General features: G+C 72.6%; 17 protein-coding genes and 1 pseudogene. 10 read left to right on the forward strand and 8 right to left on the reverse strand.

All coding sequences use genetic code 11. From position 1 onward, the window contains the following. The first annotated feature begins 1,035 nt into the window (after positions 1-1,035). The 4 genes from C2L58_RS40470 to C2L58_RS40485 are packed head-to-tail and all read left to right on the forward strand — an operon-like array spanning position 1,036 to position 6,871. Positions 1,036-5,106, forward strand: coding sequence for a sensor histidine kinase (locus tag C2L58_RS40470; RefSeq protein WP_103342909.1), 4,071 nt, complete (start codon positions 1,036-1,038; stop codon positions 5,104-5,106). Continuing rightward, a complete protein-coding gene (locus C2L58_RS40475) occupies positions 5,103-5,555 on the forward strand; it encodes a roadblock/LC7 domain-containing protein (RefSeq protein WP_004561253.1) in 453 nt (150 codons plus the stop codon). Before C2L58_RS40470 ends, C2L58_RS40475 begins: the two co-directional genes overlap by 4 nt. Before the next feature lie 7 nt (positions 5,556-5,562). After that, positions 5,563-6,279, forward strand: coding sequence for a DUF742 domain-containing protein (locus C2L58_RS51060; protein WP_233226201.1), 717 nt, complete (start codon positions 5,563-5,565; stop codon positions 6,277-6,279). A 28-nt stretch (positions 6,280-6,307) separates the two neighbouring features. Next, a complete protein-coding gene (locus tag C2L58_RS40485) occupies positions 6,308-6,871 on the forward strand; it encodes a GTP-binding protein (RefSeq protein WP_013224365.1) in 564 nt (187 codons plus the stop codon). A 23-nt stretch (positions 6,872-6,894) separates the two neighbouring features. Here C2L58_RS40485 and C2L58_RS40490 read toward each other — a convergent pair whose 3' ends face one another. The 4 genes from C2L58_RS40490 to C2L58_RS40505 form a co-directional block, all read right to left on the reverse strand. Then, entirely contained in the window at positions 6,895-7,302 is a 408-nt protein-coding gene (locus C2L58_RS40490; protein ID WP_103342910.1) for a dihydrofolate reductase family protein, read from the reverse strand. A 90-nt stretch (positions 7,303-7,392) separates the two neighbouring features. Next, positions 7,393-8,043, reverse strand: a complete 651-nt coding sequence (locus C2L58_RS40495) for a DUF899 domain-containing protein (RefSeq protein WP_103342911.1) — start codon at positions 8,041-8,043, stop codon at positions 7,393-7,395. Continuing rightward, positions 8,040-8,480 carry an SRPBCC family protein gene (locus C2L58_RS40500; RefSeq protein WP_103342912.1) on the reverse strand — a complete coding sequence of 147 codons (441 nt, stop codon included), beginning with the start codon at positions 8,478-8,480 and terminating at the stop codon, positions 8,040-8,042. The genes C2L58_RS40495 and C2L58_RS40500 overlap by 4 nt, the downstream gene beginning before the upstream one ends. Beyond that, the gene (locus C2L58_RS40505) at positions 8,473-8,808 is read right to left on the reverse strand and encodes an ArsR/SmtB family transcription factor (RefSeq protein ID WP_103342913.1); all 336 of its coding nucleotides are present in this window, start codon (positions 8,806-8,808) and stop codon (positions 8,473-8,475) included. Before C2L58_RS40505 ends, C2L58_RS40500 begins: the two co-directional genes overlap by 8 nt. A gap of 138 nt (positions 8,809-8,946) precedes the next feature. Between C2L58_RS40505 and icmF the strand changes: the two genes are divergently transcribed. Further along, a complete protein-coding gene (icmF, locus tag C2L58_RS40510; protein WP_103342914.1) occupies positions 8,947-12,210 on the forward strand; it encodes a fused isobutyryl-CoA mutase/GTPase IcmF in 3,264 nt (1,087 codons plus the stop codon). A gap of 160 nt (positions 12,211-12,370) precedes the next feature. After that, the gene (locus C2L58_RS40515; RefSeq protein WP_103342915.1) at positions 12,371-12,742 is read left to right on the forward strand and encodes a hypothetical protein; all 372 of its coding nucleotides are present in this window, start codon (positions 12,371-12,373) and stop codon (positions 12,740-12,742) included. Here the strand turns inward: C2L58_RS40515 and C2L58_RS40520 are convergent. Both C2L58_RS40520 and C2L58_RS40525 read right to left on the reverse strand, forming a co-directional pair. Further along, complete coding sequence (locus tag C2L58_RS40520) at positions 12,729-13,523, reverse strand: hypothetical protein (RefSeq protein WP_103342916.1); 795 nt, start codon at positions 13,521-13,523, stop codon at positions 12,729-12,731. The two genes, C2L58_RS40515 and C2L58_RS40520, sit on opposite strands and share 14 nt — an antisense overlap. After that, positions 13,520-14,209 (reverse strand): class I SAM-dependent methyltransferase, encoded by a 690-nt coding sequence (locus C2L58_RS40525; RefSeq protein ID WP_103342917.1) that lies wholly within the window; start codon positions 14,207-14,209, stop codon positions 13,520-13,522. The genes C2L58_RS40520 and C2L58_RS40525 overlap by 4 nt, the downstream gene beginning before the upstream one ends. Before the next feature lie 76 nt (positions 14,210-14,285). Here C2L58_RS40525 and C2L58_RS40530 point away from each other — a divergent pair. Then, a pseudogene (locus tag C2L58_RS40530) lies at positions 14,286-15,116 on the forward strand (LLM class F420-dependent oxidoreductase). A gap of 10 nt (positions 15,117-15,126) precedes the next feature. Here C2L58_RS40530 and kstR read toward each other — a convergent pair. Continuing rightward, positions 15,127-15,753: a cholesterol catabolism transcriptional regulator KstR gene (kstR, locus tag C2L58_RS40535; RefSeq protein WP_103342918.1), complete on the reverse strand. Its 627-nt coding sequence runs from the start codon at positions 15,751-15,753 to the stop codon at positions 15,127-15,129. Between the two features lie 142 nt (positions 15,754-15,895). Here kstR and C2L58_RS40540 point away from each other — a divergent pair, with 142 nt between their 5' ends. From C2L58_RS40540 to C2L58_RS40550, 3 genes are all read left to right on the forward strand, one after another. Beyond that, entirely contained in the window at positions 15,896-17,950 is a 2,055-nt protein-coding gene (locus C2L58_RS40540; protein ID WP_103342919.1) for an acyl-CoA dehydrogenase family protein, read from the forward strand. A 165-nt stretch (positions 17,951-18,115) separates the two neighbouring features. Next, positions 18,116-21,097 carry a DEAD/DEAH box helicase gene (locus C2L58_RS40545; RefSeq protein ID WP_233226202.1) on the forward strand — a complete coding sequence of 994 codons (2,982 nt, stop codon included), beginning with the start codon at positions 18,116-18,118 and terminating at the stop codon, positions 21,095-21,097. Beyond that, a complete protein-coding gene (locus C2L58_RS40550; RefSeq protein ID WP_103342920.1) occupies positions 21,097-22,257 on the forward strand; it encodes an SWIM zinc finger family protein in 1,161 nt (386 codons plus the stop codon). Before C2L58_RS40545 ends, C2L58_RS40550 begins: the two co-directional genes overlap by 1 nt. Positions 22,258-22,294: 37 nt before the next feature. On the opposite strand, the gene C2L58_RS40555 is transcribed toward C2L58_RS40550, so the two are convergent. Next, positions 22,295-23,530 carry an alpha/beta hydrolase gene (locus C2L58_RS40555; RefSeq protein WP_103342958.1) on the reverse strand — a complete coding sequence of 412 codons (1,236 nt, stop codon included), beginning with the start codon at positions 23,528-23,530 and terminating at the stop codon, positions 22,295-22,297. Between the last annotated feature and the right edge of the window lie 64 nt (positions 23,531-23,594).

A 23,594-nucleotide genomic window follows, 5' to 3' on the forward strand; every position in this document is an offset into this window, starting at 1 on the left:
GTGCCTCCGGCAGAGTGCCTCCGTGGCGGCGGGCCCGGGTGCCTGCGGACAGGGCACCGGGCCGCCCTTGCGGACTGCGAGGGCACATCGTAACTACGCCATCCGGCGGCTGCCGAAGGCGGCCGGACCGTCCGGCCGGTCCGCGAGCCGGTATTCGTATTCCCGCCCCGGTGTCGAATGGGTGACCGGCCACAACGCGGGTGACAACGCACCGCGGAGAACGTCCGTAATGCCGAAAACAATTGTGACGGGACGTTGCATTGATGGGAGAGCGCTGCGGCGAACGGGTTAACGGCGCCGGTCGGCTCGCAGGCCTGGTCACGGAAAGTAGCCGTTTCCCGGGATTGATCCGGCGCGTGGGTGGCCCGCCCGCCGGGTGGGCGGCGAAGAGCCACTGGTCAGCGGCGGGTTTCGAAAGAAATCACCGGGTCGGGGCCGGGGAACGCGGAACGCCACAACATCGGGCACATCTTGAGCCTTGACCCACCCGTTGGTGGTACGCAGTGTAGATCGACCGAGGGATACTGCTACCCTGCCTGGGCTAATCGGGTGATGGCCGGATGCGACGGGCCCCCGCGTCCGGTAACCGAAATTCCCTCTTCGGGGGCGGTGAGGCGAAATGTCCTGGCCGGTGTCCGGTCGCGAAAGCGCTTTTCGCAGGTCAGCGCCCGAGTGGGGAACACAATTGACCGGTACGGCATCGGGGGTACGATTCTTTGGCCCAGCTCACCGCAGCGATCGATTGGCACCGATAAAGTTGATCTCGATCACCGTGCACAACGCAAGTTGCGACATGCACGTGCATAGTCCCGGGCAGCAGGGTCCCGGGCGCGAGGCGACGAGGCGGTGCCTGCCCGGCGACGGGCCCGCGGACGGCGGGGCGGCCGGGGACGAGCGAGGGCGCCGGGGAAGCGGCAGGGCGGGGACGGCACGGCCGTCCGGCGGCCCGTCGCGAGCCGGGACGCCGCGCCGCCGACGCGGATCCATGACGCCGGACAGGGAGTCACTCACGTGACCGTTGCAGGAGAAGGTCAGGTGCCCGTCGGGGAGTTGCTCGGCCGAGCGCCCCGGCGGTCCAAGGGAAAGGCCGTGTGGCGCGCGCTCGTGCAGTGGCGCGACTGGGGCCTGCCCGTCAAGCTTTCGGCCGTCACGGTCGTGCCGATCGTCCTCGCGCTGGTGCTGGGCATCGCGACGATCGCCGCGCAGGTCGGCCGCTCGGACGAGTACCAGCGGCTCGACCGGCTCGTCGCGCTCGGCGGCGGCGTGCGCTCGCTCACCACCGCCCTCCAGCAGGAACGCACGGTCACCTCGGCGATGCTGACCGCGGGCACCGTCGGCGGCACCCCCGAGCTGGCCGCGGCGCGCAAGGCCACCGACGCCGCCACCGGCCCCTTCGCCGCGGAGCAGGCTCGCGCCGCCCAGGCCGAACCCGGCGTGTCCGGTGCCGCCGGCACGGCCTCCGCGCAGGTCGGCAACCTCGCTTTCCTGCGCCGTCAGGTCGACGGCGGTCAGCTCGACCCCGGCCAGGCCATCACGGCGTACTCCGCCCTCACCGGGTCGCTGATCAGCCTCGACACCGCGGCCACCGCGGGCGCCGGCGACGGCACCCTCGGCGGCCTGCCCGCCGGGCTGCACGAACTGCTGGTCGCCGGCGAGCAGGTGTCGCTCAGCCAGGCCCTCGTCTCCTACGGCATCGGCCGCGCGAACCTGACGCCGAGCGAGCTGGCCACCCTGCGCGCCGCCGAGCTGCGGCTCGCGGACCGGCTCGTCGACTTCCGCTCCGCCGCGGGCGACACGCTGCAGCGCGACTTCGCGGCGATCGCCGAAGGCGCGCAGGCGCAGAGCCGGGCCCGGATGGTCGAGACGGTGCTGAACGCGCAGAGCGGCGCGGTGGACGACGCGTTCCGCGCGCTGCCGGCCGCGGACTGGACCGCCGCCTCCGCGGCGATGCGCACGCAGATCGGCTCGATCGCCGACCGGCTCGGCGCGTCGGCGGCGCGGACGGCGGCGGACCTGGTCGACGAGTCCAGCAGCGGGGCCGGCCTGCTCGCGGTACTGCTGTTCGCCGCGATGGTGCTGGCCGTCGCGGTCGTCTTCCTCATCACCCGCCAGCTGCTGCGCTCGCTGAAGGTGCTGCGCCGCAGCGCCCTCGACGTCGCCGAGACCGCGCTGCCGGAGGCGGTCCGCAACATCCAGGAGGGCCGCGCGCAGGGCACCGACGTCCGGCCGGTCCCGGTGCACACCGACGACGAGGTCGGCGAGGTGGCGCGCGCCTTCGACAAGGTGCACCACCAGGCGCTGCGGCTGGCCACCGAGCAGGCCGCGATGCGGACCGGCTACGGCAGTGTCTTCGTCAACCTCTCGCGGCGCAGCCAGAGCCTGGTGCAGCGGCAGCTGCAGCTGATCGAGCAGCTCGAGCGGGACGAAGAGGACGCCGACCAGCTGGCGACGCTGTTCCAGCTCGACCACCTCGCCACCCGGATGCGGCGCAACAACGAGAACCTGATGGTGCTGTCGGGCGCCGAGCCGGGCCGCCGGTCCGGGAAGCCGGTCGGCACCACCGACATGCTCCGCGCCGCGGTGTCGGAGATCGAGCAGTACCAGCGGGTCCAGGTGCAGCCGCCGCCCCCGGCCCGGATCGTCGGCTACGCCGCGAGCGACCTGATGCGCCTGGTCGCCGAGCTGCTGGACAACGCCGCGGCGTTCTCCGCGCCGGAGACCACGGTGACCGTGGCGTCCCGGCTGGGCGAGGACGGCTCGCTCCACATCGACATCCTGGACAAGGGCATCGGGATGAACGAGTGCGAGGTCATCGAGGCCAACACCCGGCTGACCGAGGCCGGGTCGGTCGACCTGGTGACGTCGCGGCGGATGGGCCTGTTCGTCGTCGGCCGGCTGGCCAGCCGGCACCGGATCGGGGTGTCGCTGCACGGCGGCAAGGACATCGTCGGCGTCCGCGCCACTGTAGTGGTCCCGGCGGAGCTGGTGATGCCGGTGACCGACGGCCCGGCCACCGGCCCGATCGGCGCGCTGCAGCAGCACCCGGCGAGCCCGGCGGCGGGCAACCAGCTGCCGCGCCGCCCGGTCAACGGCCACACCCGCCCGCGCCCGGTGGTGCCCCCGCAGCCGGCGATGGGCGAGGAGCGGTGGCCGTCGGCGAGCGACCTGGCCGGGCTGTCCGGCGTGCGCCCGCCGTCGGACCTGGAGATCTCCGGCACGGCGCTGTTCGCCCCGATCGAGAAGGACGACGACGTCCCGCCGCAGCGCCCGGCCCTGCCGCAGGTGCCCGCGGTGCTGCCGCTGCCGCAGCCACCGCCGAGGGGCGACGACTTGCCCGCGGGCAAGGACCTGTTCACGGCCAACGAAACGACGCTCAGCGACTGGTGGCAGGAGGCGACGGCGGGCTCCGAGCCGCCCCCGCCGGCCCCGGCGCCGGACCGCTCGGAGACGACGCCGATCTTCGACGAGATGCTGTCGGCGTGGTTCCGCGAGGACAAGCCGGCCGCGGACGAGGAACCGGCCGCTTCGGCGGAGGCGGCGCCGGAGGAGCGCCGCAGCTGGGACTTCCCGAGCGACGAGAACTTCCGCACGGTCCAGGAGCGGACGAAGGCCGAGCCGACGGCGTTCACCGAGGCGGGCCTCCCGCGCCGCCGCCGCGGCGAGCAGTTGCTCCCGGGCAGCGCAACTCCCTCCGGCCCGGCGGCGACCCCCAAGCCGGCCCCGACGGGCCCGGACCTCCCGGTCCGCGACCCGGCCGACGTGCGGGGGCGGCTGAGCAGCTTCCAGCAGGGCGTGACCCGTGGCCGCCGCCAGGCCGCGGCCCAGCGGCCGCGAGGGGGCCAGCAGCGCGCGACCCAGCCGGCCCCGGCTTCGCCGACGGTGCCGGGATTGGGGACGGCCCAGGACGCGGCGGCGGCCCAGCAGGCAGCGGCGGCCCAGCAGGCGGCCGGGCAGGCGGCCGGGCAGGCGGCCGGGCAGGCGGCCGGGCAGGCGGCCGGGCAGGCGGCCGGGCAGAGTTCCGGCCCGGCGCAAGGCACACCGGAAGCGGCCGGGCAGGGGAGCGCGGCTCAGCAGGCCGGTTCCCCGGGTGCTGCCGGGCCGGACGCGGGTTCGCCGGAGATGTTCGGGCCGGGCGCGGCTCAGCGGGCCGATTCGCCGGGTGCTGAAGCCGCAGAGGCCGCGCCGGAGTTGTTCGGGCAGCCGGGCGTGGCTCAGCCGGGTGCTGCCGGGTCGGGCGCGGGTTCGGCGCAGGCTGTGCCGGAGATGTTCACGCAGCCGGGCGCGGCCCGGCAGGCTGGTTCGCCGGGTGCGGATTCCACCGGGGCCGCCCCGGAGATGTTCACGCAGTCCGGAGCTGAGCAGCAGCCGGGCGACGCACCGGCCGCCGCGGCCCGCCAAGCCCCGGCGCCCCCAGCCGGTGCGCAGCCGGAGACCCCAGAACAGCCCGAGGCCCCCGAGCAGCCTGAGCAGTCCGGCACCCCGGCACAGCCGAAGCTGCAAGGCGACATCTTCGCGGACGGCACCCAGCCGACCCCCCAGCCGCCCGCCGAAGACTCGCGACCGGCCGCCCCCTCGCCGTCCCCGGACCAAACCGCCCGCCCCCAGCTCCCGCAGCCCAGCCGAGCCACCGCCAAGCTCCCGCAGCGGCCCTTGCCACAGCCGAGCCGGCCCCGGCCGGGGCCTGACCCCGCCGTCTTCCGGGACTCCGGGCAGCTGCCGGTCGCCAACGGCCGTCCCGCTGTGCCGCCGTCCTCGCTGCCCAGCCGGAAGGCCCCGGAGACGCCCGCTCCGCGCCGTGAAGAGACCGCCGTCGAGGCCACCGCCGAGTGGAATTTCGGCACCGACGACGGCTGGCGCGCGGTGCAAGCGGTGTCCCAGTCGACACCGCCCACCTTCACTTCGGCAGGATTGCCCCGGCGCCGTCGCGGGGAGCAGCTGCTTCCGGGCAGCGCCGGACCGTCCACCGGGGCCTCGGCCCCCCGACCACAACGGGACGCACACGACGTGCGCGGCCGCCTGCGGAGTTTCCAGCAGGGCATCGAGCGCGGACGCCACCGCACCGCGCAGGCGGCCGAGACCAACCACGAGACCTTGGAGGGTGAATGACCTCGCCGAGTAGCGCTCAGCCGACGCAGAACCAGTTCGGCTGGCTGGTGAACGACTTCGCGGAGCGGGTGCCCGGGGTGGCCCACGCCGTGGTCGTCTCGGCGGACGGCTTGCTGCTGACCGCGTCGAACCGGCTTCCGCTCGACCGGGCCGACCAGCTCGCCGCGGTCGCCTCCGGGCTGGTCAGCCTCACCCAGGGCGCGGCCCGCTGCTTCGAAGCCGGCGCGGTCAACGAGACCGTCGTCGAGATGGAGCTGGGGATCATGGTGCTGATGTCGATCAGCGACGGCTCCTGCCTGGCCGTGCTCGCCGCCCCCAACTGCGACATCGGGCAGGTCGCCTACGAGATGACGATGCTCGTCGACCGGGTCGGTCAGATCCTCACCCCGGAGCTGCGCGCTCAGCTTCAGGGCTCCGGGGGGTCGCTGATCGGCGAACCGGTGGGATGATGGCGCGATGAGCACGGGGTCCGGATTCGACGGCGAACCACCCGCGGGGCGCAGCCCCGCCGGGCGTGGGGACGACGGCACGTTCGCCGACGTCCTCAACGGGTTCACGCTGGATTCCGGCCGTGCCCGCCGGAAGCGCAAGAAGAGCAAGGAGTCCCCGCAACCCCCGGCCGCCGGTGCGCACGCGGCCGCGGATCCGCCGGCGCCCGCGCCGTCGGCCGACCAAGGAGATCGTGTGACCTCTTTAGTCTCTCCACCCGGCAGTACCGACGGGGACAGCCCCAGACCAGGCGGTTTGTTCGACCCGGGCCCGCCCAGCGGCGAATTCGTGATGCCCGCGGTGTTCGAGCAGCCGCCCGCGCCCGAGGAGCTGACGGCGATCGTCCGGCCCTACGCGCTGACCGGAGGCCGCACCCGGGCGAACTACGCCCTGGAGCTGGAGACACTGATCTCCGCGAAGGACTACGCTGCCACCGGTGGCTTCCCCGAAGTGGCCGCGGAGCAGATCGAGTGCATCTCGATCATGGAAGAGTGCCGGACCCCCCGTTCGGTCGCCGAGATCGTTTCGGCGCTGCGGGTTCCTCTGGGGGTGGCCCGGGTGCTGATCAGCGACGCGGCCGACGCGGGGCTGGTCACGGTGCACAAGACGATTACGGGCAATGACGGCGCCGAGGCACATCTGGTGTTGATGGAAAGGGTTTTGAGTGGACTCCGTCGGCTTTAAGGCACCGCGGGACACCGCGCCCCCGACCATGACATCCGCCAAGATCGTGGTGGCTGGCGGCTTCGGTGCGGGGAAGACGACCTTCGTCGGGTCGGTCTCGGAGATCGTGCCGCTGACCACCGAGGCGATGATGACCGACGCCAGCGTCGGCGTCGACAACCTCGACCACACCCCGAACAAGTCGACGACCACGGTGGCGATGGACTTCGGCCGGGTGTCGCTGGACGCGGACCTGATCCTCTACCTGTTCGGCACGCCCGGGCAGCAGCGGTTCTGGTTCATGTGGGACGACCTCGTCCGCGGCGCCATCGGCGCGGTGGTGCTGGCCGACACGCGGCGGCTGGCCGACTCGTTCGCCCCGATCGACTTCTTCGAAGACCGGGGCCTGCCGTACATCGTCGGCGTCAACACGTTCGACGGCGTGCTGGAGCACGACATCAACGACGTCCGCGAGGCGCTGTCGATCGACCCGAACATCCCGATCGTCCGCTGTGACGCGCGGGATCGCGAGTCGACCAAGCAGACGCTGATCACGCTGGTCGAGTACGCCATGCGGCAGTGGATCGCGCTGCGGGCGGCGAACGCCCGCTGACGCCGTCGGGGCCCGGGCCAGTTTCACGCGCGGCGGAAGCGCAGCAGCACGACCTGGCCGTCGAAGGTGCGCGACTCCACGAGCGCCAGGCCGAGCCGCGCGGTGCCCTCGGCGAACGGGCGCTTGCCGCCGCCGAGGACGACCGGGTGGACGAACACGTGGTACTCGTCGATCAGGCCGCGGGCGGTGAGCTCGGCGGCCAGCTCCGCGCCGCCCATGAGCAGCAGGTCCTCGCCCGGTTCGGCCTTCAGGGCCGCCACGACCGCGCCCAGGTCACCGCCGACGACGCGGGTGTTCCAGTCCGCCTTCTCCAGCGTCCGCGAGAAGACGACCTTCGGCGTCTCCCGCCAGACGGGCGCGAACGCGATGTCGTGCGGGTGGTCCGAGATCGATTCGGCGTCCGGCCAGTACGCCGACAGCTCCGGGCCCATGACCGGCCGGTCGAATTCGCCGTCCGGGCCCTCGACGCAGCCGTCGTCGGAGCCGCGGACGCGGACCGGACACGGCGGGCGAACGAAACTTCAGTACTCGTCGTGCCGGCGCCACCACGAGCTGGGAGCGTCGTCGCCGCGGCTCTCCTCCTCCCACGCCTCCTGGCGCCCCAGCGGCGTGATGTCGAGGTACCGGTGCGACGCCAGGAACGTCTCGCCGCCCCGGCCGGAGGTGAAATAAGTCCGGTACACGTCGTCGCCGTCGCGGAGGAAGACGCTGACGCCGAAGCCCGCCCCGACGCCGCAGTCCTCGGTGAAGGTGCTGCCGTGCGCGGACACCCACGGCACGTCCCAGCCCATGCGCGTCCGGTACCGGTCGATCTCGGCGAGGGTGGCGGGCGCGACGACGGTGAGCGTGACGTCCCGGGCGTGCAGGTGCGCCAGGTGCGGCAGGTTGTCGACGACCAGGGAACAGCCGGGGCAGCCCGCCTCGTCGCCCGGGTGCAGCATGAAGTGGTAGACGATCAGCTGGCGGCGGCCGTCGAACAGGTCGAGCAGGCTCTTCTTCCCCTCGGCCGAGTCGAACTCGTAGGCCTTGGTGAAGGGCACCATGGGCAGCCGGCGGCGTTCGGCGGCCAGGTGGTCGGCCGCCTTCATGAGCTCCTTCTCCTTGACGAGCAGCGCGTCTCGCGCGGCCTGCCACTCTTCGGGCGAGACGATCGGGGGCAAGGTGGCGGTCATCGGGCGTCCTTTCCTCGGATGAAGCCGGTCAGGTCCTCGAAGCTGGAGGTCCAGCCCTCGTCGTGGCCGTCGCGGTCGGCGGCGGTCGGGAAGCCGGTCTGGACGAAGGTCATCTCGGTCTTGCCGCCGAGGTCGGCGAAGCCGATCGTCACGAGGGTCTCGGTGCGCAGATCGCCTTCGGTGTCCCAGGCGAAGGTGAACACGAGCCGTTCGGGGGCGGTGATCTCGCGGTAGACGCCGTGCATCCAGTGCTCGTCGCCCTCGGGGGAGCGGATGCACGCCCGCCAGGCGCCGCCGGGCCGGGTGGCGAGGGTGACGGCGGAGCCGGTGTAGCCGTGCGGCCCCAGCCAGCTCGCCAGCCGGTCCGGCTCGGTCCACGCGGTGAAGACCAGTTCGCGGGGTGCGTCGAACACGCGGGTGATGGTCAGGTCAGGCATCGCCGGGCCCGCCGGTCAGGGTCCGCAGGTGCTCTTCGAGGCGGTCGAACCCGCCGTCCCAGAACCGGCGGTAGGTCGCCACCCAGTCGGCGACGCCTTCCAGGGGCTTGGCCTCCAGCCGGCAGGGCCGCCACTGGCGGGTGCGGCCGCGGGTGATCAGCCCGGCCTCCTCCAGCACCTTCAGGTGCCGGGACACCGCGGGCAGGGTCATCGGGAGTGGTTCGGCGAGCTCGTTCACCGTCGCCTCGCCCGCCGACAGGCGCGCGAGGATGGCGCGCCGGGTCGGGTCGGCGAGGGCCGAGAACGTCCGGCTCAACGTGTCGGTCATTTCACCATCCTGTTAATTAACGAATTCGTTAAATATAGCTCCGAGCAGGCCGGTGTCGAGGTTCTTCCGAGGTGCCGTGAGAGCCGCGTCACCGGACCTCGGGTTTCCAATAGTAGGAAGTCAAAGTATTTTGGAGGGATGAGCAGCGAGCTGTACCGCCCCGCGCACCCCGTCCGGTTCGTCACGGCGTCGAGCCTCTTCGACGGCCACGACGCGTCGATCAACATCATGCGGCGGATCCTGCAGTCGCAGGGTGCGGAGGTCGTCCACCTCGGGCACAACCGGTCGGTCGACGAGGTCGCCACCGCGGCCATCGCCGAGGACGTCCAGGGGGTCGCCATCTCGGCGTACCAGGGCGGGCACGTCGAGTACTTCTCCTACCTCGTCGAGCTGCTGCGCGAGCGCGGCGCCGGCCACATCAAGGTTTTCGGCGGCGGGGGCGGGGTGATCGTGCGCGAGGAGATCGAGCTGCTGCACTCGCGCGGCGTCGCCCGCATCTTCTCGCCCGAGGACGGCTACGAGATGGGCCTGCCGGGCATGATCAACTTCATGATCAAGGCCTGCGACGTCGACCTCGCGGCCGAAGCCCCTTCGCTGGACAAGGTGCTCTCCGGCGACGTCGCCTCGCTTTCGCGCGTCATCACCCAGCTGCAGGCCGGCCAGCTGCCCGGCGACCTGCTGGGCGGCATCACCGAGGCCGCGGGCAAGCGCGAGGTACCGGTGCTCGGCATCACCGGCACCGGCGGCTCGGGCAAGTCGTCGCTCACCGACGAGCTGATCCGCCGGTTCCGCCTCGACCAGGAGGACAAGCTGCGGATCGCGGTGCTCGCCGTCGACCCGTCGCGGCGCAAGGGCGGCGGCGCGCTGCTCGGCGACCGCATCCGGATGAACTGCCTCGACAACGGGCCCGCCGGCCCTAGAGGCACTGGCACAGCGCCGGTCTACTTCCGTTCGCTGGCCACGCGCACGACGTCGGGGGAGATCCCGGCCGGGCTGCACGAGTCGATCCTGGCCTGCAAGGCCGCCGGCTTCGACCTGGTGATCGTCGAGACGCCGGGCATCGGCCAGGGCGACGCCGGGATCGTCGACTTCGTAGACGAGTCGCTGTACGTGATGACGCCGGAGTTCGGCGCCGCGTCGCAGCTGGAGAAGATCGACATGCTCGACTTCGCCGACGTCGTCGCGATCAACAAGTTCGAGCGCCGCGGTGCCGAGGACGCCCGCCGCGACGTCGCGCGCCAGCTGGTGCGCAACCGCGAGGCCTTCTCGTCGGGGCCGGAGGACATGCCGGTGTACGGCACGAGCGCGGCGAAGTTCAACGACGACGGCGTCACCGCGCTGTACCAGCACCTGCGGGGGATGCTCGCCGAACGGGGCCTCGGCGTGTCCGCGGGGACGCTGCCGAAGGTCGAAGGCAAGGTCTCGACGGACGCCTCGACGATCATCCCGGGCAACCGGTCCCGGTACCTGGCCGAGATCTCCGAGACCCTGCGCGGTTACCACGCGAAGACGCAAGCGCAGGTCGCCGCGATCCGCAAGCGCGAGGCGCTGGCGCTGGCGCGCGCCGAACTGTCCAAGGTGGACGCGTCGACCGATGCGCTGGACGGCCTGCTCGCCGCCGCCGAGTCCGATGTGGACGGGGAGTCGGCGAAGCTCCTCGATCGGTTCCGCTCGCTCGCCGGGGAATACCGGCAGGACGAGCTCGTCGTGAAGATCCGCGACAAGGAGCTGCGCACGCAGCTGTGGCGCGACACGCTGTCGGGCAACCGGATCCCGCGCGTCGCGCTGCCCCGCTACACCGAGTCCGGCGAGCTGCTGTCGTTCCTGCGCCGCGAGAACCTGCCGGGTTACTTCCCGTACACCGCGGGTGTCTTCCCGTTCAAGCGCGACGGCGAGGACCCGGCGCGGATGTTCGCCGGCGAGGGCGACGCGTTCCGCACCAACCGCCGGTTCAAGCTGCTCTCGGCGGACTCGGAGGCCAAGCGGCTCTCCACGGCCTTCGACTCGGTGACGCTCTACGGCCACGACCCCGACACCCGCCCCGACATCTACGGCAAGGTCGGCACGTCGGGCGTGTCCATCGCGACGCTCGAGGACATGAAGGTCCTCTACGACGGCTTCGACCTGACCGCGCCGAACACGTCGGTGTCGATGACCATCAACGGCCCGGCGCCGACGATCCTGGCCTTCTTCCTCAACACGGCGATCGACCAGAAGCGGACGGCGTTCCGCGAGGAGCACGGCCGCGAGCCGTCCGACGCCGAAGCCGCCGAACTGCGCGAGTGGGTCCTGCGCACCGTCCGCGGCACGGTGCAGGCCGACATCCTCAAGGAGGACCAGGGCCAGAACACCTGCATCTTCTCGACCGAGTTCAGCCTCCGGATGATGGCCGACATCCAGGAGTGGTTCATCGAGCACGGCGTGCGGAACTTCTATTCGGTGTCGATCTCCGGTTACCACATCGCCGAGGCCGGGGCGAACCCGATCTCGCAGCTGGCGTTCACGCTGTCCAACGGCTTCACCTACGTCGAGTCGTACCTGGCCCGCGGCATGGACATCGACGACTTCGCGCCGAACCTGTCGTTCTTCTTCTCCAACGGCATGGACGCGGAGTACTCGGTGCTCGGCCGGGTGGCCCGGCGGATCTGGGCGGTGGCGATGCGCGAGCGCTACGGCGCGAACGAGCGGTCGCAGAAGCTGAAGTACCACGTGCAGACGTCCGGGCGGTCGCTGCACGCCCAGGAGATGAGCTTCAACGACATCCGCACCACGCTGCAGGCGCTGTGCGCGCTGTACGACAACGCGAACTCCTTGCACACCAACGCGTTCGACGAGGCGATCACGACGCCGTCGGAGTCGTCGGTGCGCCGCGCGATGGCCATCCAGATGATCATCAACAAGGAGTGGGGCCTGTCGAAGAACGAGAACCCGCTGCAGGGTTCCTTCGTCATCGACGAGCTGACCGACCTGGTCGAGGAGGCGGTGCTGGCCGAGTTCGACCGGATCAGCGAGCGCGGCGGCGTCCTCGGCGCGATGGAGACGGGCTACCAGCGCGGCAAGATCCAGGACGAGTCGATCCTGTACGAGCGCAAGAAGCACGACGGCTCGCTGCCGATCATCGGCGTCAACACGTTCCGCAACCCGCACGCCGGTGAGGAGAACGTCGAGGTCGAGCTGGCCCGCGCGACGGAGGACGAGAAGAAGTCCCAGCTGGACCGCCTCGCGGACTTCCAGCACCGCCACCACGAGGAGGCCCAGCAGGCGTTGAAGGCCCTCCGCGAGGCGGCCACCCGCGGCGGCAACCTGTTCGGCGTGCTGATGGACGCGGCGCGGGTGTGCTCGCTCGGTCAGATCACCGAAGCCTTCTTCGAGGTCGGCGGGCAGTATCGCCGCAACGTGTAGCGGCCGCGGCCGTGGGAAGTCCGGTAACGCCCTTCGCCTCCGCCCGGATCGTCTTCACCCGCCGGCCGTGGGCGTTCAGCATCAGCGCCGGGCTCCTGCGCGCCCAGCTGCCCTACAAAAGCCCCCTACGACCGCTGGGCGAAGTTCGCCGCGAACGGCGATGAAGCCGTGCACGATCCGGAGCTGGACGCGGGACTCGTGGCGGACGCGGCTCGCCACCTGTGAGTTCCGGGAGAAGGATTCGCTGCATGAGCTCATCGAGTTCCCCGACGGGCCCGCGGCCTACGGGATCGCTTCGTTCGGCCGGGTGACCACCCGGATCACCCGCAAGGACAAGCTCTTCACCTTCGACCACCGGACCGTCGACTTCGACCCCTACGACGGCGTTCCGGGACTGCTCGTGGCGCTCGACGAGATCGAGCGCCGGTACCGCGGCCGGCTGTCCTTCCCGCTGGCCGTGAACATCCAGCTGATCCGGCAGTGGCTCGACCGGGATCCGGCGGGCGCGGCGGCCTGGCTCAAACTGGGCTGAGCCGCAGGTAGGCCCGGTCGTCGAACGAATCCGCGCCCGGGCGCAGTCCCTTCGTCTCCGGCGGGTCCTCGATCATCAGCGGGTCGCGCGCCAGCCGTCCGGCGAGCAAGCGCTCGGCTTCCGCGAGCGTCGGCGCCGCTTCCGGATACCCGTCCGTGGCGAGGGTGATCTCCCGGACCCCGGCCGGCACCGGGATCACTTCGACGAAGTCGTCCGGGACGTCCTGTCCGTCGACCGCGCCGTAGCCATAGCGCGCGACGGGCCGGTTGCGCAGCCCGCCGAGCGCGCGCAGCAGCTCCTGCACCGCGGCACGTCCCGGGTCCTCGGCGAGAAGCGTCGCTTCCGGGACGCCGTCGGCGAGGTGCCGCCGCAGCACCAGCGCGCGGGCCTCGGCCACCACCCGCTCGCCGGTCGGACGCGGTGGTACCGGCGTCCCGTCCAGCAGGACCCGGCCTTCGCCGACCCGCCAGATCTCGCGCCGGGGCCGGTGCAGGACGCAGAACGTCACCGCCGAGCCCTCGCCGGGGCCCGCCCCGGCTGCGGCCGGCAGCGACCGGACGAGGGCCGTCGCGCTGTCCGTCGCCACGCGGGCGCCGGTGCCGGCCGCGGTGGCGGCCAGGTGCCCGGCAACCGCTTCGGCGAGCGCGGCACCGTCCGGTCCGCTGTCCCAGGGCTTGCCGGTCGCGCCGTCGGCGACCCCCAGCACGTGCTCGCCGAGGATCAGCCGATCGGCGCAGGGCGCGGCGGAGGTCCGCGGAACCACCGCCGACTCCACGATCACGGGGTCGAACGTACCGCCTTCAGCCGCCAGACCGGGACGAGGACCCGCCCGTCCGCGTCGGTGTCCATCCCGGTCAGGCCGCCCGGTTCCTCGCCGAGCACGACCCGGACGCTCTGCCGCAGCTCCTCCGCCGTCATCGACGTCGTGTAGACGGCCGGCTCGAGGCGCTCGATCGTCCAGTTCTTGCCGACCGTTTCGCGCAGGTTCGCCTCGCTGATCAGGTAGGGCGCCGGGAAGCCGTCCGGGACGTCCTCCGAGAAGCAGAACAGGTGCAGCGTCGCGCCCGGGCGGGTCGCACGGGTCAGCGCCGCCAGGTACGCGCGGCGGTCGTCCTCGGTCAGGCAGTGGTAGAGCGCGCTGTCGAGGACCGTGTCGAAGCGGCCTTCGTAGCCTTCCAGCTTCGTCGCGTCGGCCACCGCGAAGGGGACGCCCGGCGCGCGGGTGCGGGCCTGCTCGACCGCCGACGGTGCCCCGTCCAGGCCGGTGACGTGCACGCCGCGGGAGGCGAGGAACGCCGAGTTGTCGCCGAGGCCGCACCCGATGTCGAGCACCTCGCCGGTGAACTCCCCGGCGTCGGCCAGCGCGACGACCGCGGGCTGCGGCGCGCCGAGGTCCCACGGCATCTTGCGGCCGATCGGGGTGGTGCCCTGGTACAGCTCTTCGAAGTCGATGTCCTGTACGTCCATGACCGCCCCCTTATTCAACGTGTGATGAGATCACTCCATCCTGCACCTCCTGTCAACCCGGTGGTAGTCCTTGGGTATGAAATTCGGAATTTCGACGTTCGTGACCGACGAGGGCATCCGGCCGGACGTGCTGGGTGCGGCCCTGGAAGAGCGCGGCTTCGACTCGCTGTTCCTCGCCGAGCACTCGCACATCCCGGTGAGCCGGGAAAGCCCGTACCCGGGCGGCGGCGACCTGCCGCGCGTCTACTACCGCACGCTCGACCCGTTCGTGGCGCTCGCCGCCGCGGCCACCGCGACGTCGGAGCTGCTGCTCGGCACCGGGATCGCCCTGCTGATCCAGCGCGACCTGATCCACACGGCCAAGGAGGTCGCGTCGCTGGACGTGATCTCCGACGGCCGCGCGCTGTTCGGCGTCGGCGTCGGCTGGAACCGGGAAGAGATGCGCAACCACGGCACCGACCCGAAGACGCGCGGCGCGCTGATCGACGAGCAGCTGGCCGCGCTCAAGGAGATCTGAACCAAGGACGAGGCCGAGTTCCACGGCGAGCACATCGACCTCGACCCGATCTTCAGCTGGCCGAAGCCGGTCCAGAAGCCGCACGTCCCGATCTACATCGGTGGCGAGAGCGAAGCCGCCCTGAACCGCCTGGCCAAGTACGGCGACGGCTGGCTGCTCCGGGGCTACACGAAGTACCAGGAGGCGCAGCGCGTCCGTCGATGGCTGGCGGAGCAGGGCCGTGAAGACGTGCAGTTCGCGGTGTTCGGCGGGCCGACGACGCCGAAGGTGATCGACGGCTTCCGCGAGGCCGGCGTCGAGCGGTACACGTTCCTGCTGGACACGCTGCCGGAAGCGGAGACGCTCAAGGCCCTCGACGAGCTGGCCGAGGTGGCCGCCGCGCACCGCTGAGGCGGCGCGGTTACTTGTCGAGCAGCAGGTGCACCGACAGTTCGAGGCGGTTGGCGACGTCGGCCGCCGAGGCGCGGCGGGTCACCCACGCGACCAGGTTCGCCATCCAGACGTCGGCGACCACGTGGAAGATGTCCCGGTCGGCCTCGGCCGGCTCGGCGATGCCCATCGCCTTGGCGAACATGTTCTCCATCAGCCGCCCGACCTGCTCGACCTCGGCGGCGGCGGAGGTGTCGGCGAACATGAACGCGCGGACCATGGCCTCGGTCAGGTGCGGGTCGCGCTGCATCATGCGCGTGTTGCGGCCGAGCACGAACATCAGCCGCTCGGCGGGCGTGTCGCCCGGGATGGCCTGGCGCTCGAGCTTCTCCTGCGCGCGCTCGAACTCGCGGGCCAGCCCGGAGACGAGCAGGTGGATCTTCGAGGGGAAGTACCGGTACAGCGTGCCGAGGGCGACGTCGGCCTTCTCGGCGACGGCGCGCATCTGGACGGCGTCGTAGCCGCCCTTCGACGCGAGGGCGAGGGTGGCGTCGATGATCCGGCGGCGGCGGTCGCGCTGGGCGGCCGAGCCGAGCTCGTCGGCGCCGATCGCGCTCAGGCCGTTGCCGCGGGCCTTGGTTTTGCCTGGCATCGGCATTCCCCCGTCCTTCGGAACTTGTTCCAGTTCACGACGTAGATTACCTGTCCTGGCGAACCTCGCGACAGCTGACCCACTGGCCGAAAAACTGTAACACGTTCTACACTCGCGAGTAGTGTCGCCGAAACCGCGAGGAGGCCCCATGCCGGTCGCGCTCACCGAGGAACAGGCCGCGCTGGCCCAGGCGATCCACGCCTGGTCCGCGGCGCACCACCCCCGCGAGGCGGTGCGCGCCGCGGAAACCGGTTCCGGCGCGGGAATCCCGGCCGGGTTCGCCGCGCTCGGCCTGTTCGGTGTCGCGCTGCCCGCGGCGGCCGGCGGGGCCGGCGGCAGCGTCGCCGACCTCGCCGCCGGGCTCGCCGCGGCGGCGGAAGAACTCGTTCCCGGGCCGGTGCTGAGCACCGCGCTCGCCGGGCTGCTGCTCGCCGACGTGCCCCAGGCGAAGGAGCTGCTTCCGGCACTGGCCGAGGGGGAGGCCACGGTCGCGGTCCTGCTGGACGCGCCGTCGCTCGACGACGGCGTCACCGGGCCGGTGCCCGGCGCGGACGCCGGGACCTGGCTGCTCGTGCCGGCCGACGGTGGCCACGTCCTGCTCGCTCCCGGCACGCCCGGGGTGAGCGTCGAGCCCCTGGCCGCGTTCGACTTCTCGCGCCCGCTGGCGCGGATCCGGTTCTCGGGCGTCCGTGGCGATGTCTTCACCCTGCCGCCGGTCGCTCCGCCGGCGGCGACCCTGGCGGCCGCCGAGGCGGCGGGCGTGGCGCGGCGGTGCCTGACCGTCGCCGTCGAGTACGCCAAGGTCAGGGAGCAGTTCGGCAAGCCCATCGGGGCGTTCCAGGCGATCAAGCACCTGTGCGCCGAGATGCTGTGCCGTGCCGAAGCCGCCGAAGCGCTGGCCTGGGACGCGGCCTCCGGTCAGCACCCGCTTTCGGTGGCGAGCGCGGCCGTCGTCGCCCTCGACGCGGCCGTCGCCAACGCCGAGGACTGCGTCCAGGTGCTCGGCGGCATCGGGTTCACCTGGGAGCACGACGCCCACCTGTACCTGCGCCGGGCGGTGGCCCTGCGGCAGTGGCTCGGCGGGTCGTGGCGGCGGCGGGCGGCGTCGCTGGCGCTTTCCGGGACCGAGCGGACGCTGGGTGTCGACGTCGGTGACGATCCTTCGCTGCGGGAGGAGGTCGCGCGGATCGCCGAGCTGCCCTCCAGCGATCAGCGGGTCGCCTTGGCCGACGCCGGTTTGCTGGCGCCGCACTGGCCGGCGCCCTACGGCCGCGGCGCCGATGCCGCGGAGCAGCTGCGGATCGACGCCGAGCTGGCGTCCGCCGGGGTTCGCCGTCCGGACCTGGTGATCGGCGCGTGGGCGGTGCCGACGATCCTCGAGCACGGCAACGACGAGCAGCGCGCCCGGTTCGCCCGGCCCACCCTGCGCGGCGAGCTCACCTGGTGCCAGCTGTTCAGCGAGCCCGGCGCCGGGTCCGACCTGGCGGCGCTGCGGACGGCGGCCCGGCGCGTCGACGGCGGCTGGCGGCTGTCCGGGCAGAAGGTGTGGACGTCACTCGCCCGCGAAGCCGACTGGGGCATCTGCCTCGCCCGCACCGACCCGGACGCGCCCAAGCACAAGGGCATCACGTACTTCCTGGTCGACATGCGCGCCGACGGCATCACGACGCGGCCGCTGCGCGAGATCACCGGCGAGGCCGTGTTCAACGAGGTGTTCCTCGACGACGTGTTCGTGCCGGACGCCGACGTCGTCGGCCCGCCGGGCGGCGGCTGGCGGCTGGCGCGCACGACGCTGGCCAACGAGCGGGTCGCCATCGGCAGCGGGTCGGCGGTCGGTGAGAGCGTGCAGACCCTGGTGTCCACAGTGGACGCGGCGGTTCTGGACGACGTCGCGCTGGACCGGCTCGGTTCCCTGGTGGCCGACGGGGTCGCGGGTTCGGTGCTGGACCTGCGGGCGGCCCTGCGCCGGCTGGAGGGCCAGGACCCGGGTGCGGAGTCGAGCGTCCGGAAGCTGCTCGGCGTCCAGCACCGGCAGGAGGTGGCGGAGTTCGCGCTGGAGCTGGCCGGCTCGGGCGCGCTGCTCGCCGACGGCTCGCCGCAGCACGAATTCCTGCTGACCCGCTGCCTTTCGATCGCGGGCGGCACGACCCAGGTCCTGCGTTCCCTCACGGCCGAACGCCTGCTGGGCCTGCCCCGCGGCTGATGCCCCGCCCATCACGCGTGTCGTCCCGCCAATCACGCGTGATGCCTCTTGAAGCACGCGTGATGCCCCGCGGCGCACGGGTGGGTTGCGTTGTGCAACGGTGCGAACGGCCCGTTCGCGCTGCCGAGGGCAAAACTGTCGGTGCCGTGTTCTAGCGTTGCGGTCGTGGAGTTCAGCGCAGGCACCCAGGCCACCTACCTCCCCGCGGATCCCCCGCGGGACGGGGTGCTGGCCCTGTGGGGCGACGACGTGGCCGGCGGGACCACGATCGAGCTCGTGCTGCCCCGGGGAGCCAAGTTCGCGCGGACGAAGGTCGACGCCGAGCTGGTCCCCCTGGAGCGGGCGCTGCCCCGGCTGCTGTCGGTGGGGGAGGAGGCCAGCCCGGCGGTCGCGGCGTGGTCGGCGGCCGTCAACGCCGGGGTGAACCTCGTCGCCCGGGGGCGGCTGCGGCCGGCCGCCTCGCCGGGCGGGGCGGCGGCCTGGCGGATCGGCCCGCTGGACGCCGCCGACGAAGAACTGCTGCGGGGGCTGGCCGGCGCGTTGCCACCGGAGGCGTACGCGCTGCCCCTGACCGGGCTGAAACGCATCCGCCTGCACTCGCCGGATTCCCTGGTCCGCGCGCTCTGGGACGCGACGGCCGACCTGCTGGTGCGCAGCCCGGCAGCTCCCGTGGGCGCGGGCGATCCGGCGTTCGCGGCCCGTGAACCGGCCCTGCTCGGCCCGGACGGCGCGGCCTGGCTGGCGGAGCTGGAGGCCCGCGAGCCCCGCGGGATCCAGGTGCTCCTGCGGGTCGAGGGCCTCGACGACGACTCGTTCGCCGGGGTGCTGGCGGTGCGCAGCATGGCCGAGCCGAGCCTGGTGGTGGAGGCGGCAACGCTGTGGGACGCCCCGGACGCGGTCCTGAACCGCCTCGGCGACCAGGTCGAGACGCAGCTGCTGCTGGGCCTGCGCCGCGGCGCGCGGGCCTGGGCGCCGCTGGGCCGGGTGCTGGCCCAGGCGACGCCCGCTTCGCTGGAGCTGTCCGACGAAGAGGTCGTCGACCTGCTCACCGACGGCGCCCGCGACCTCGGTGGCGCCGGTATCGAGGTGCTCTGGTCGAAGGGGCTGTTCGCGGCGGAGGTGAAGGCGAAGGCGAGCGCGACGCAGGCACCGGCGAGCGTCACGGAGGCGGAGTTCGCCCTGCGTTCGCTGCTGGAGTTCCGCTGGCAGCTGAGCCTCGGCGGCGAGCAGCTGACCGAGGCCGAGGTCGCGGCGCTCGCGGAAGCCAAGCGGCCGCTGGTCCGCCTGCGCGGCCAGTGGGTCCGGGTCGACCCGCAGCTCCTGGCCCGGGTGCGGGGCCGCACCCGCAAGCTGGACGCGGGCGAGGCCCTGGCCGCGGCGTTGACGGGCGAGCTGGAGCTCGACGGCGAACGCGTCGAGTTCGCGGCACCCCCGGCGCTGGGCGGGCTGGCTTCGCGCATCCGCGACCGGGCGGACACCCTGGTGGCGCCACCGCCGGGCTTGCACGCGACGCTGCGCCCGTACCAGCAGGCGGGGCTGTCCTGGCTGGCGACGATGACGGGGCTGGGATTGGGCGCCTGCCTGGCCGACGACATGGGCCTGGGCAAGACGATCCAGCTGATCGCCCTCCACCTGCATCGCCGGGACCTGGCGCGGTCTGGAGAGCTGAGGCCGGGCTTGGCACCGTCCGACTTGCCCGCATCTTCGGCAGCGGAGCCGCTGCCGAGGGCCGAGCCGGTCCCGGGTGGCGATGGGCCAGTGCTCGCCGGCGTGCAGCCGCTGTCCGCTGGTCGCACGGCAGCGCCCGATGGCGACAAGGCTCGGTCGGCTGGTGCTGAGTTCCCGTCCACTGGCGCGGAGGTCTCGCCGGGCGGTGCCGGGGTCCCGCGAACCACCGGCGGCCCCACCCTTGTCCTCTGTCCCACCTCCCTCCTCGGCAACTGGGAGCGCGAGTTCGCCCGCTTCGCCCCCGAAATCCCCGTCCGCCGGTTCCACGGCGGCGGCCGCCACCTCGACGACCTCGCGCCCGACGAGGTCGTCCTGGCCACGTACGGCGTCCTCCGCCGCGATCGCGAAACGCTGTCCGAAGTGGACTGGGGGCTGATCGCGGCCGACGAGGCCCAGCACGTCAAGAACCCGCTCTCCGCCACGGCCAAGGAACTGCGCAAGGTGCCCGCGCAAGCCAAGGTCGCCCTCACCGGCACCCCGGTCGAAAACCGGCTCACCGAGCTGTGGTCCATTGTGGACTGGACGACGCCCGGCCTGCTCGGCCCGCTCGACCGCTTCCGCCGCACCGTGGCGCGGCCGATCGAACGCGACCGCGACAAGGCGGTCACCGAGCGGCTGGCCACCACCGTCCGGCCGTTCCTGCTGCGGCGGCGCAAGTCCGACCCCGACATCGCCCCGGAACTGCCGCCCAAGACCGAGACCGACCGGTTCGTCCCGCTGACCGCCGAGCAGACCACGCTCTACGAGGCCGTCGTGCGGGAGAACCTCGCCGAAATCCGGGAAACGCAGGGCATCAAGCGGCGCGGGCAGGTGCTGCAGCTGCTCACCGAGCTCAAGCAGATCTGCAACCACCCGGCGCAGTTCCTCAAGGAACCGCACGGCGCGCTCACCGGCCGCTCCGGCAAGCTCGCGGCGTTCGAAGAACTCCTGGACGTGATCCTCGACGAAGGCGAAAGCGTCCTGGTGTTCAGCCAGTACGTCCAGCTCTGCCGCCTGCTCGAGCGGCGGCTCAAGGACCGTGGGCTGCCCACCGAACTGCTCTCCGGCGCCAGTTCGCCGGCGAAGCGCCAGGACATGGTCGACCGGTTCCAGGCCGGCGAGATCCCGGTTTTCCTGCTCTCGCTCAAGGCGGGCGGCGTCGGGCTCAACCTGACCCGGGCCACCCACGTGATCCACTACGACCGCTGGTGGAACCCGGCGGTGGAGGACCAGGCCACCGACCGCGCGTACCGGATCGGGCAGGACAGGCCGGTCCAGGTGCACCGGCTCATCGCCGAAGGCACCCTCGAGGAGCGGATCGCGCAGGTCCTCGAAAAGAAACGCGGCCTCGCCGAGTCGATCGTCGGGGCGGGGGAGGACTGGATCACCGAACTGTCCGACGACGAGCTCGCCGACCTGGTCCGGCTCGGGGGCGGGTGATGCCACCGAGGCGGAACTTCGGCACGACGTGGTGGGGCCGGGCCTGGGTCGACGCGCTGGAGCAGCGCGCGAAGCTCGACCCGAACCGGCTGCCCCGCGGGCGGACGTACGCGCGGAAGGGCACGGTCAGCGAGCTGCACGCCGGGGCCGGCGCGGTGAGCGCCCGGGTGCGCGGCAGCCGGCCGGAGCCGTACAAGGTGACGATCACGATGCGCACCTTCACCGACGGCGAGTGGGACACCCTGCTCGGCGTGGTCGGCACCCAGCTCGGCCACGCGGCGGCGCTGCTCGACGGCGAGCTGCCGGGCGCGCTCACCGAGCAGGCGCGCGAAGCGGGCGTCGACCTGCTGCCGGGCCCGGGCGACCTGCGGCCGCGGTGCTCGTGCCCGGACTCGGCGAACCCGTGCAAGCACGTCGCCGCGGTGTACTACCTGGTCGCCGACGAGGTGGACCGCGACCCGTTCACGCTCTTCCTGCTGCGCGGGCGCCCGCGGGCCGACGTGCTGGCCGAGCTCCGCGCCCGCCGCTCGCCGGCGCGCGGCGAGAAACCGAAGCTCCCCAAGCGCGTCGATGAAGGACTGACCCCGCGCGCCGCCTACGCACGACGGCCGGGCGCGATCCCGACCCTGCCCCCACCACCGCGGATCCCCGGACCGCCGGCGGTCCTGGACCTCGACCCACCACCGGGCACGGGCTGGACGGCGGCGGGGCTGGCCGCCCTCGCGGCCGACGCGGCCGCCCTCGCCCGCGACCTCCTGACCGGCGGTCCGACGGCGGCGGAGCTGACGTTCGACGAAGACCTCGCCCGCCGAGCGGCGGGACGGTCCGGCGCGGAGATCACCGCCCTCGCCGCTTCGGCTGGAGTGCTCCCACGAGACTTGACCCGCTGGGCCGAGGCCTGGCGCGAAGCAGGCCGCGACGGCTTGGCGGCCCTGCGAGAGACCTGGCAGCCCGGCCCGGGCCCCCTCGCGGAAGCCGAGTCGCTCTTGGCCGACGCGGGCCTCCCGGGCAAGCCGAAGATCTGGCGCAACCGAGTGACCCACGGAGAGCTGCAACTGCGCTACGGCCGCGACGCACGCTGGTACCGCTTCGTCCGCGAAGGACCGGAGTGGCGCCTCGACGGCCCGCCCTCGGCAAGCCCGGTGGACCTCGCCTACTGACCTTCGCGCGGGACCGCACGCCCCTGAGCGCAGGCGCTTACCGGTGCTCGGCCTTCCAACCGTTGTACGTGTGGTCCAGGAACCGCGCGACCCCGCGGACCACGTGCGCCGAACGCACCGACGTGAACACGTCGAACGCGTGCTGCGCCCCCGCCAGCTCCGCATACGCCACCGGCTGCCGCGACTTCTCCCGTAGCCGCGAAACGAACTCGCGTGCCTCCCGTACCGGGACCAGCGAGTCGTCCCGGCCGTGGATCACGAAGAACGGTGGTGCGTCCGAGGTGATCCGATCCAGCGGGGACGCCGCGATGTAGTCGTCCAAGTGCGCCACCGGGTCACGGTCCGGGGCGAACACGCGGCGGGCGATCAGGCTCTCCAGCCGGTACTTGCTCGCCGGGGCGCCGGACGTTGCCGCGAAGTCGTACACCCCGTAGTGGGGGACGCATGCCTGGATGCTCGTGTCCGCGTCCTCGAAACCCGGCTGCAACGCCGGATCGTTCTGCGACAACGCCAGCAGCGCCGACAGGTGGCCGCCCGCCGAGCCGCCCGTCACCGCCACGAAACTCGGGTCGCCGCCGTACGAAGTGATCGATGAGCGGATCCACGCCAGCGCCTGCTTCGCCGCGACGATGTGCGCCGGCCAGCGGTGTGCCGGTGCCAGCGGGTAGTTGATCGCGACGCACACCCAGCCCCGGCGCGCCAGGTAGCGCATCAGCGGCCGGCCCTGCTCCTCCTTGTTGCCGATCACCCACGCACCGCCGTGGACCTGCAGCAGCACCGGCGCGCCCGAAACCGGCTCGACAGGGCGGTACACGTCCAGCAGGAACCGCTTGCCGCCCGGGGCGTACGCGATGTTGCGGTCGATGCGGACGTCGGGGGCGCCCATCCGGAACGGCAGCGCCAGCTCACCCCACGGCAGGCCCAGGTCCGAGCGGCCCAGCTCCGACGCGTAGTCCTCGCCCAGCGCCGACGTCAGCGCGTTCTCGATCTCCTCGCGGGCGCCGTGCCCGGTGCGGATCAGCGCGGCCAGCCCGGCGGCGGACGCGGCCGCCATCGCCAGGCCCGCCTTCGTCGAGCGGTCGCCGGTGCCGTGGCGGGCCACGTGGAGCAGGGAATCCGCCGCCGTCAGCGCCAGGAACTGGGGCGCCAGCTCGCCGGTCAGCCACCCGGCGAAGAACGCCGGGATCGTCGTGGACCGGGCCCGCAGCGGGCGGAGGGCGTTGGCGGTGAGACCGAGCTGGACCGCGCGACGGATCAGGAAATTCGGCTGCACCACCGCGATTGTACCGGTGAGTAGGGTGACGCGCCGCTCACCGGACGTGGCTTACCCTGGCGCC

Source organism: Amycolatopsis sp. CA-126428 (genome assembly GCF_002904335.1).
Classification (GTDB): domain Bacteria; phylum Actinomycetota; class Actinomycetes; order Mycobacteriales; family Pseudonocardiaceae; genus Amycolatopsis.

What these genes read in the sequence shown, in the direction of transcription:
- C2L58_RS40475 (WP_004561253.1), top strand. Translation starts at nt 5,103, where the DNA reads ATGACCTCGCCGAGTAGCGCTCAGCCGACGCAGAACCAGTTCGGCTGG.
- C2L58_RS51060 (WP_233226201.1), top strand. Translation starts at nt 5,563, where the DNA reads ATGAGCACGGGGTCCGGATTCGACGGCGAACCACCCGCGGGGCGCAGC.
- C2L58_RS40485 (WP_013224365.1), top strand. Translation starts at nt 6,308, where the DNA reads ATGACATCCGCCAAGATCGTGGTGGCTGGCGGCTTCGGTGCGGGGAAG.
- C2L58_RS40490 (WP_103342910.1), bottom strand. Translation starts at nt 7,302, where the DNA reads ATGGGCCCGGAGCTGTCGGCGTACTGGCCGGACGCCGAATCGATCTCG.
- C2L58_RS40495 (WP_103342911.1), bottom strand. Translation starts at nt 8,043, where the DNA reads ATGACCGCCACCTTGCCCCCGATCGTCTCGCCCGAAGAGTGGCAGGCC.
- C2L58_RS40500 (WP_103342912.1), bottom strand. Translation starts at nt 8,480, where the DNA reads ATGCCTGACCTGACCATCACCCGCGTGTTCGACGCACCCCGCGAACTG.
- C2L58_RS40505 (WP_103342913.1), bottom strand. Translation starts at nt 8,808, where the DNA reads ATGACCGACACGTTGAGCCGGACGTTCTCGGCCCTCGCCGACCCGACC.
- icmF (WP_103342914.1), top strand. Translation starts at nt 8,947, where the DNA reads ATGAGCAGCGAGCTGTACCGCCCCGCGCACCCCGTCCGGTTCGTCACG.
- C2L58_RS40515 (WP_103342915.1), top strand. Translation starts at nt 12,371, where the DNA reads ATGAAGCCGTGCACGATCCGGAGCTGGACGCGGGACTCGTGGCGGACG.
- C2L58_RS40525 (WP_103342917.1), bottom strand. Translation starts at nt 14,209, where the DNA reads ATGGACGTACAGGACATCGACTTCGAAGAGCTGTACCAGGGCACCACC.
- kstR (WP_103342918.1), bottom strand. Translation starts at nt 15,753, where the DNA reads ATGCCGATGCCAGGCAAAACCAAGGCCCGCGGCAACGGCCTGAGCGCG.
- C2L58_RS40540 (WP_103342919.1), top strand. Translation starts at nt 15,896, where the DNA reads ATGCCGGTCGCGCTCACCGAGGAACAGGCCGCGCTGGCCCAGGCGATC.
- C2L58_RS40550 (WP_103342920.1), top strand. Translation starts at nt 21,097, where the DNA reads ATGCCACCGAGGCGGAACTTCGGCACGACGTGGTGGGGCCGGGCCTGG.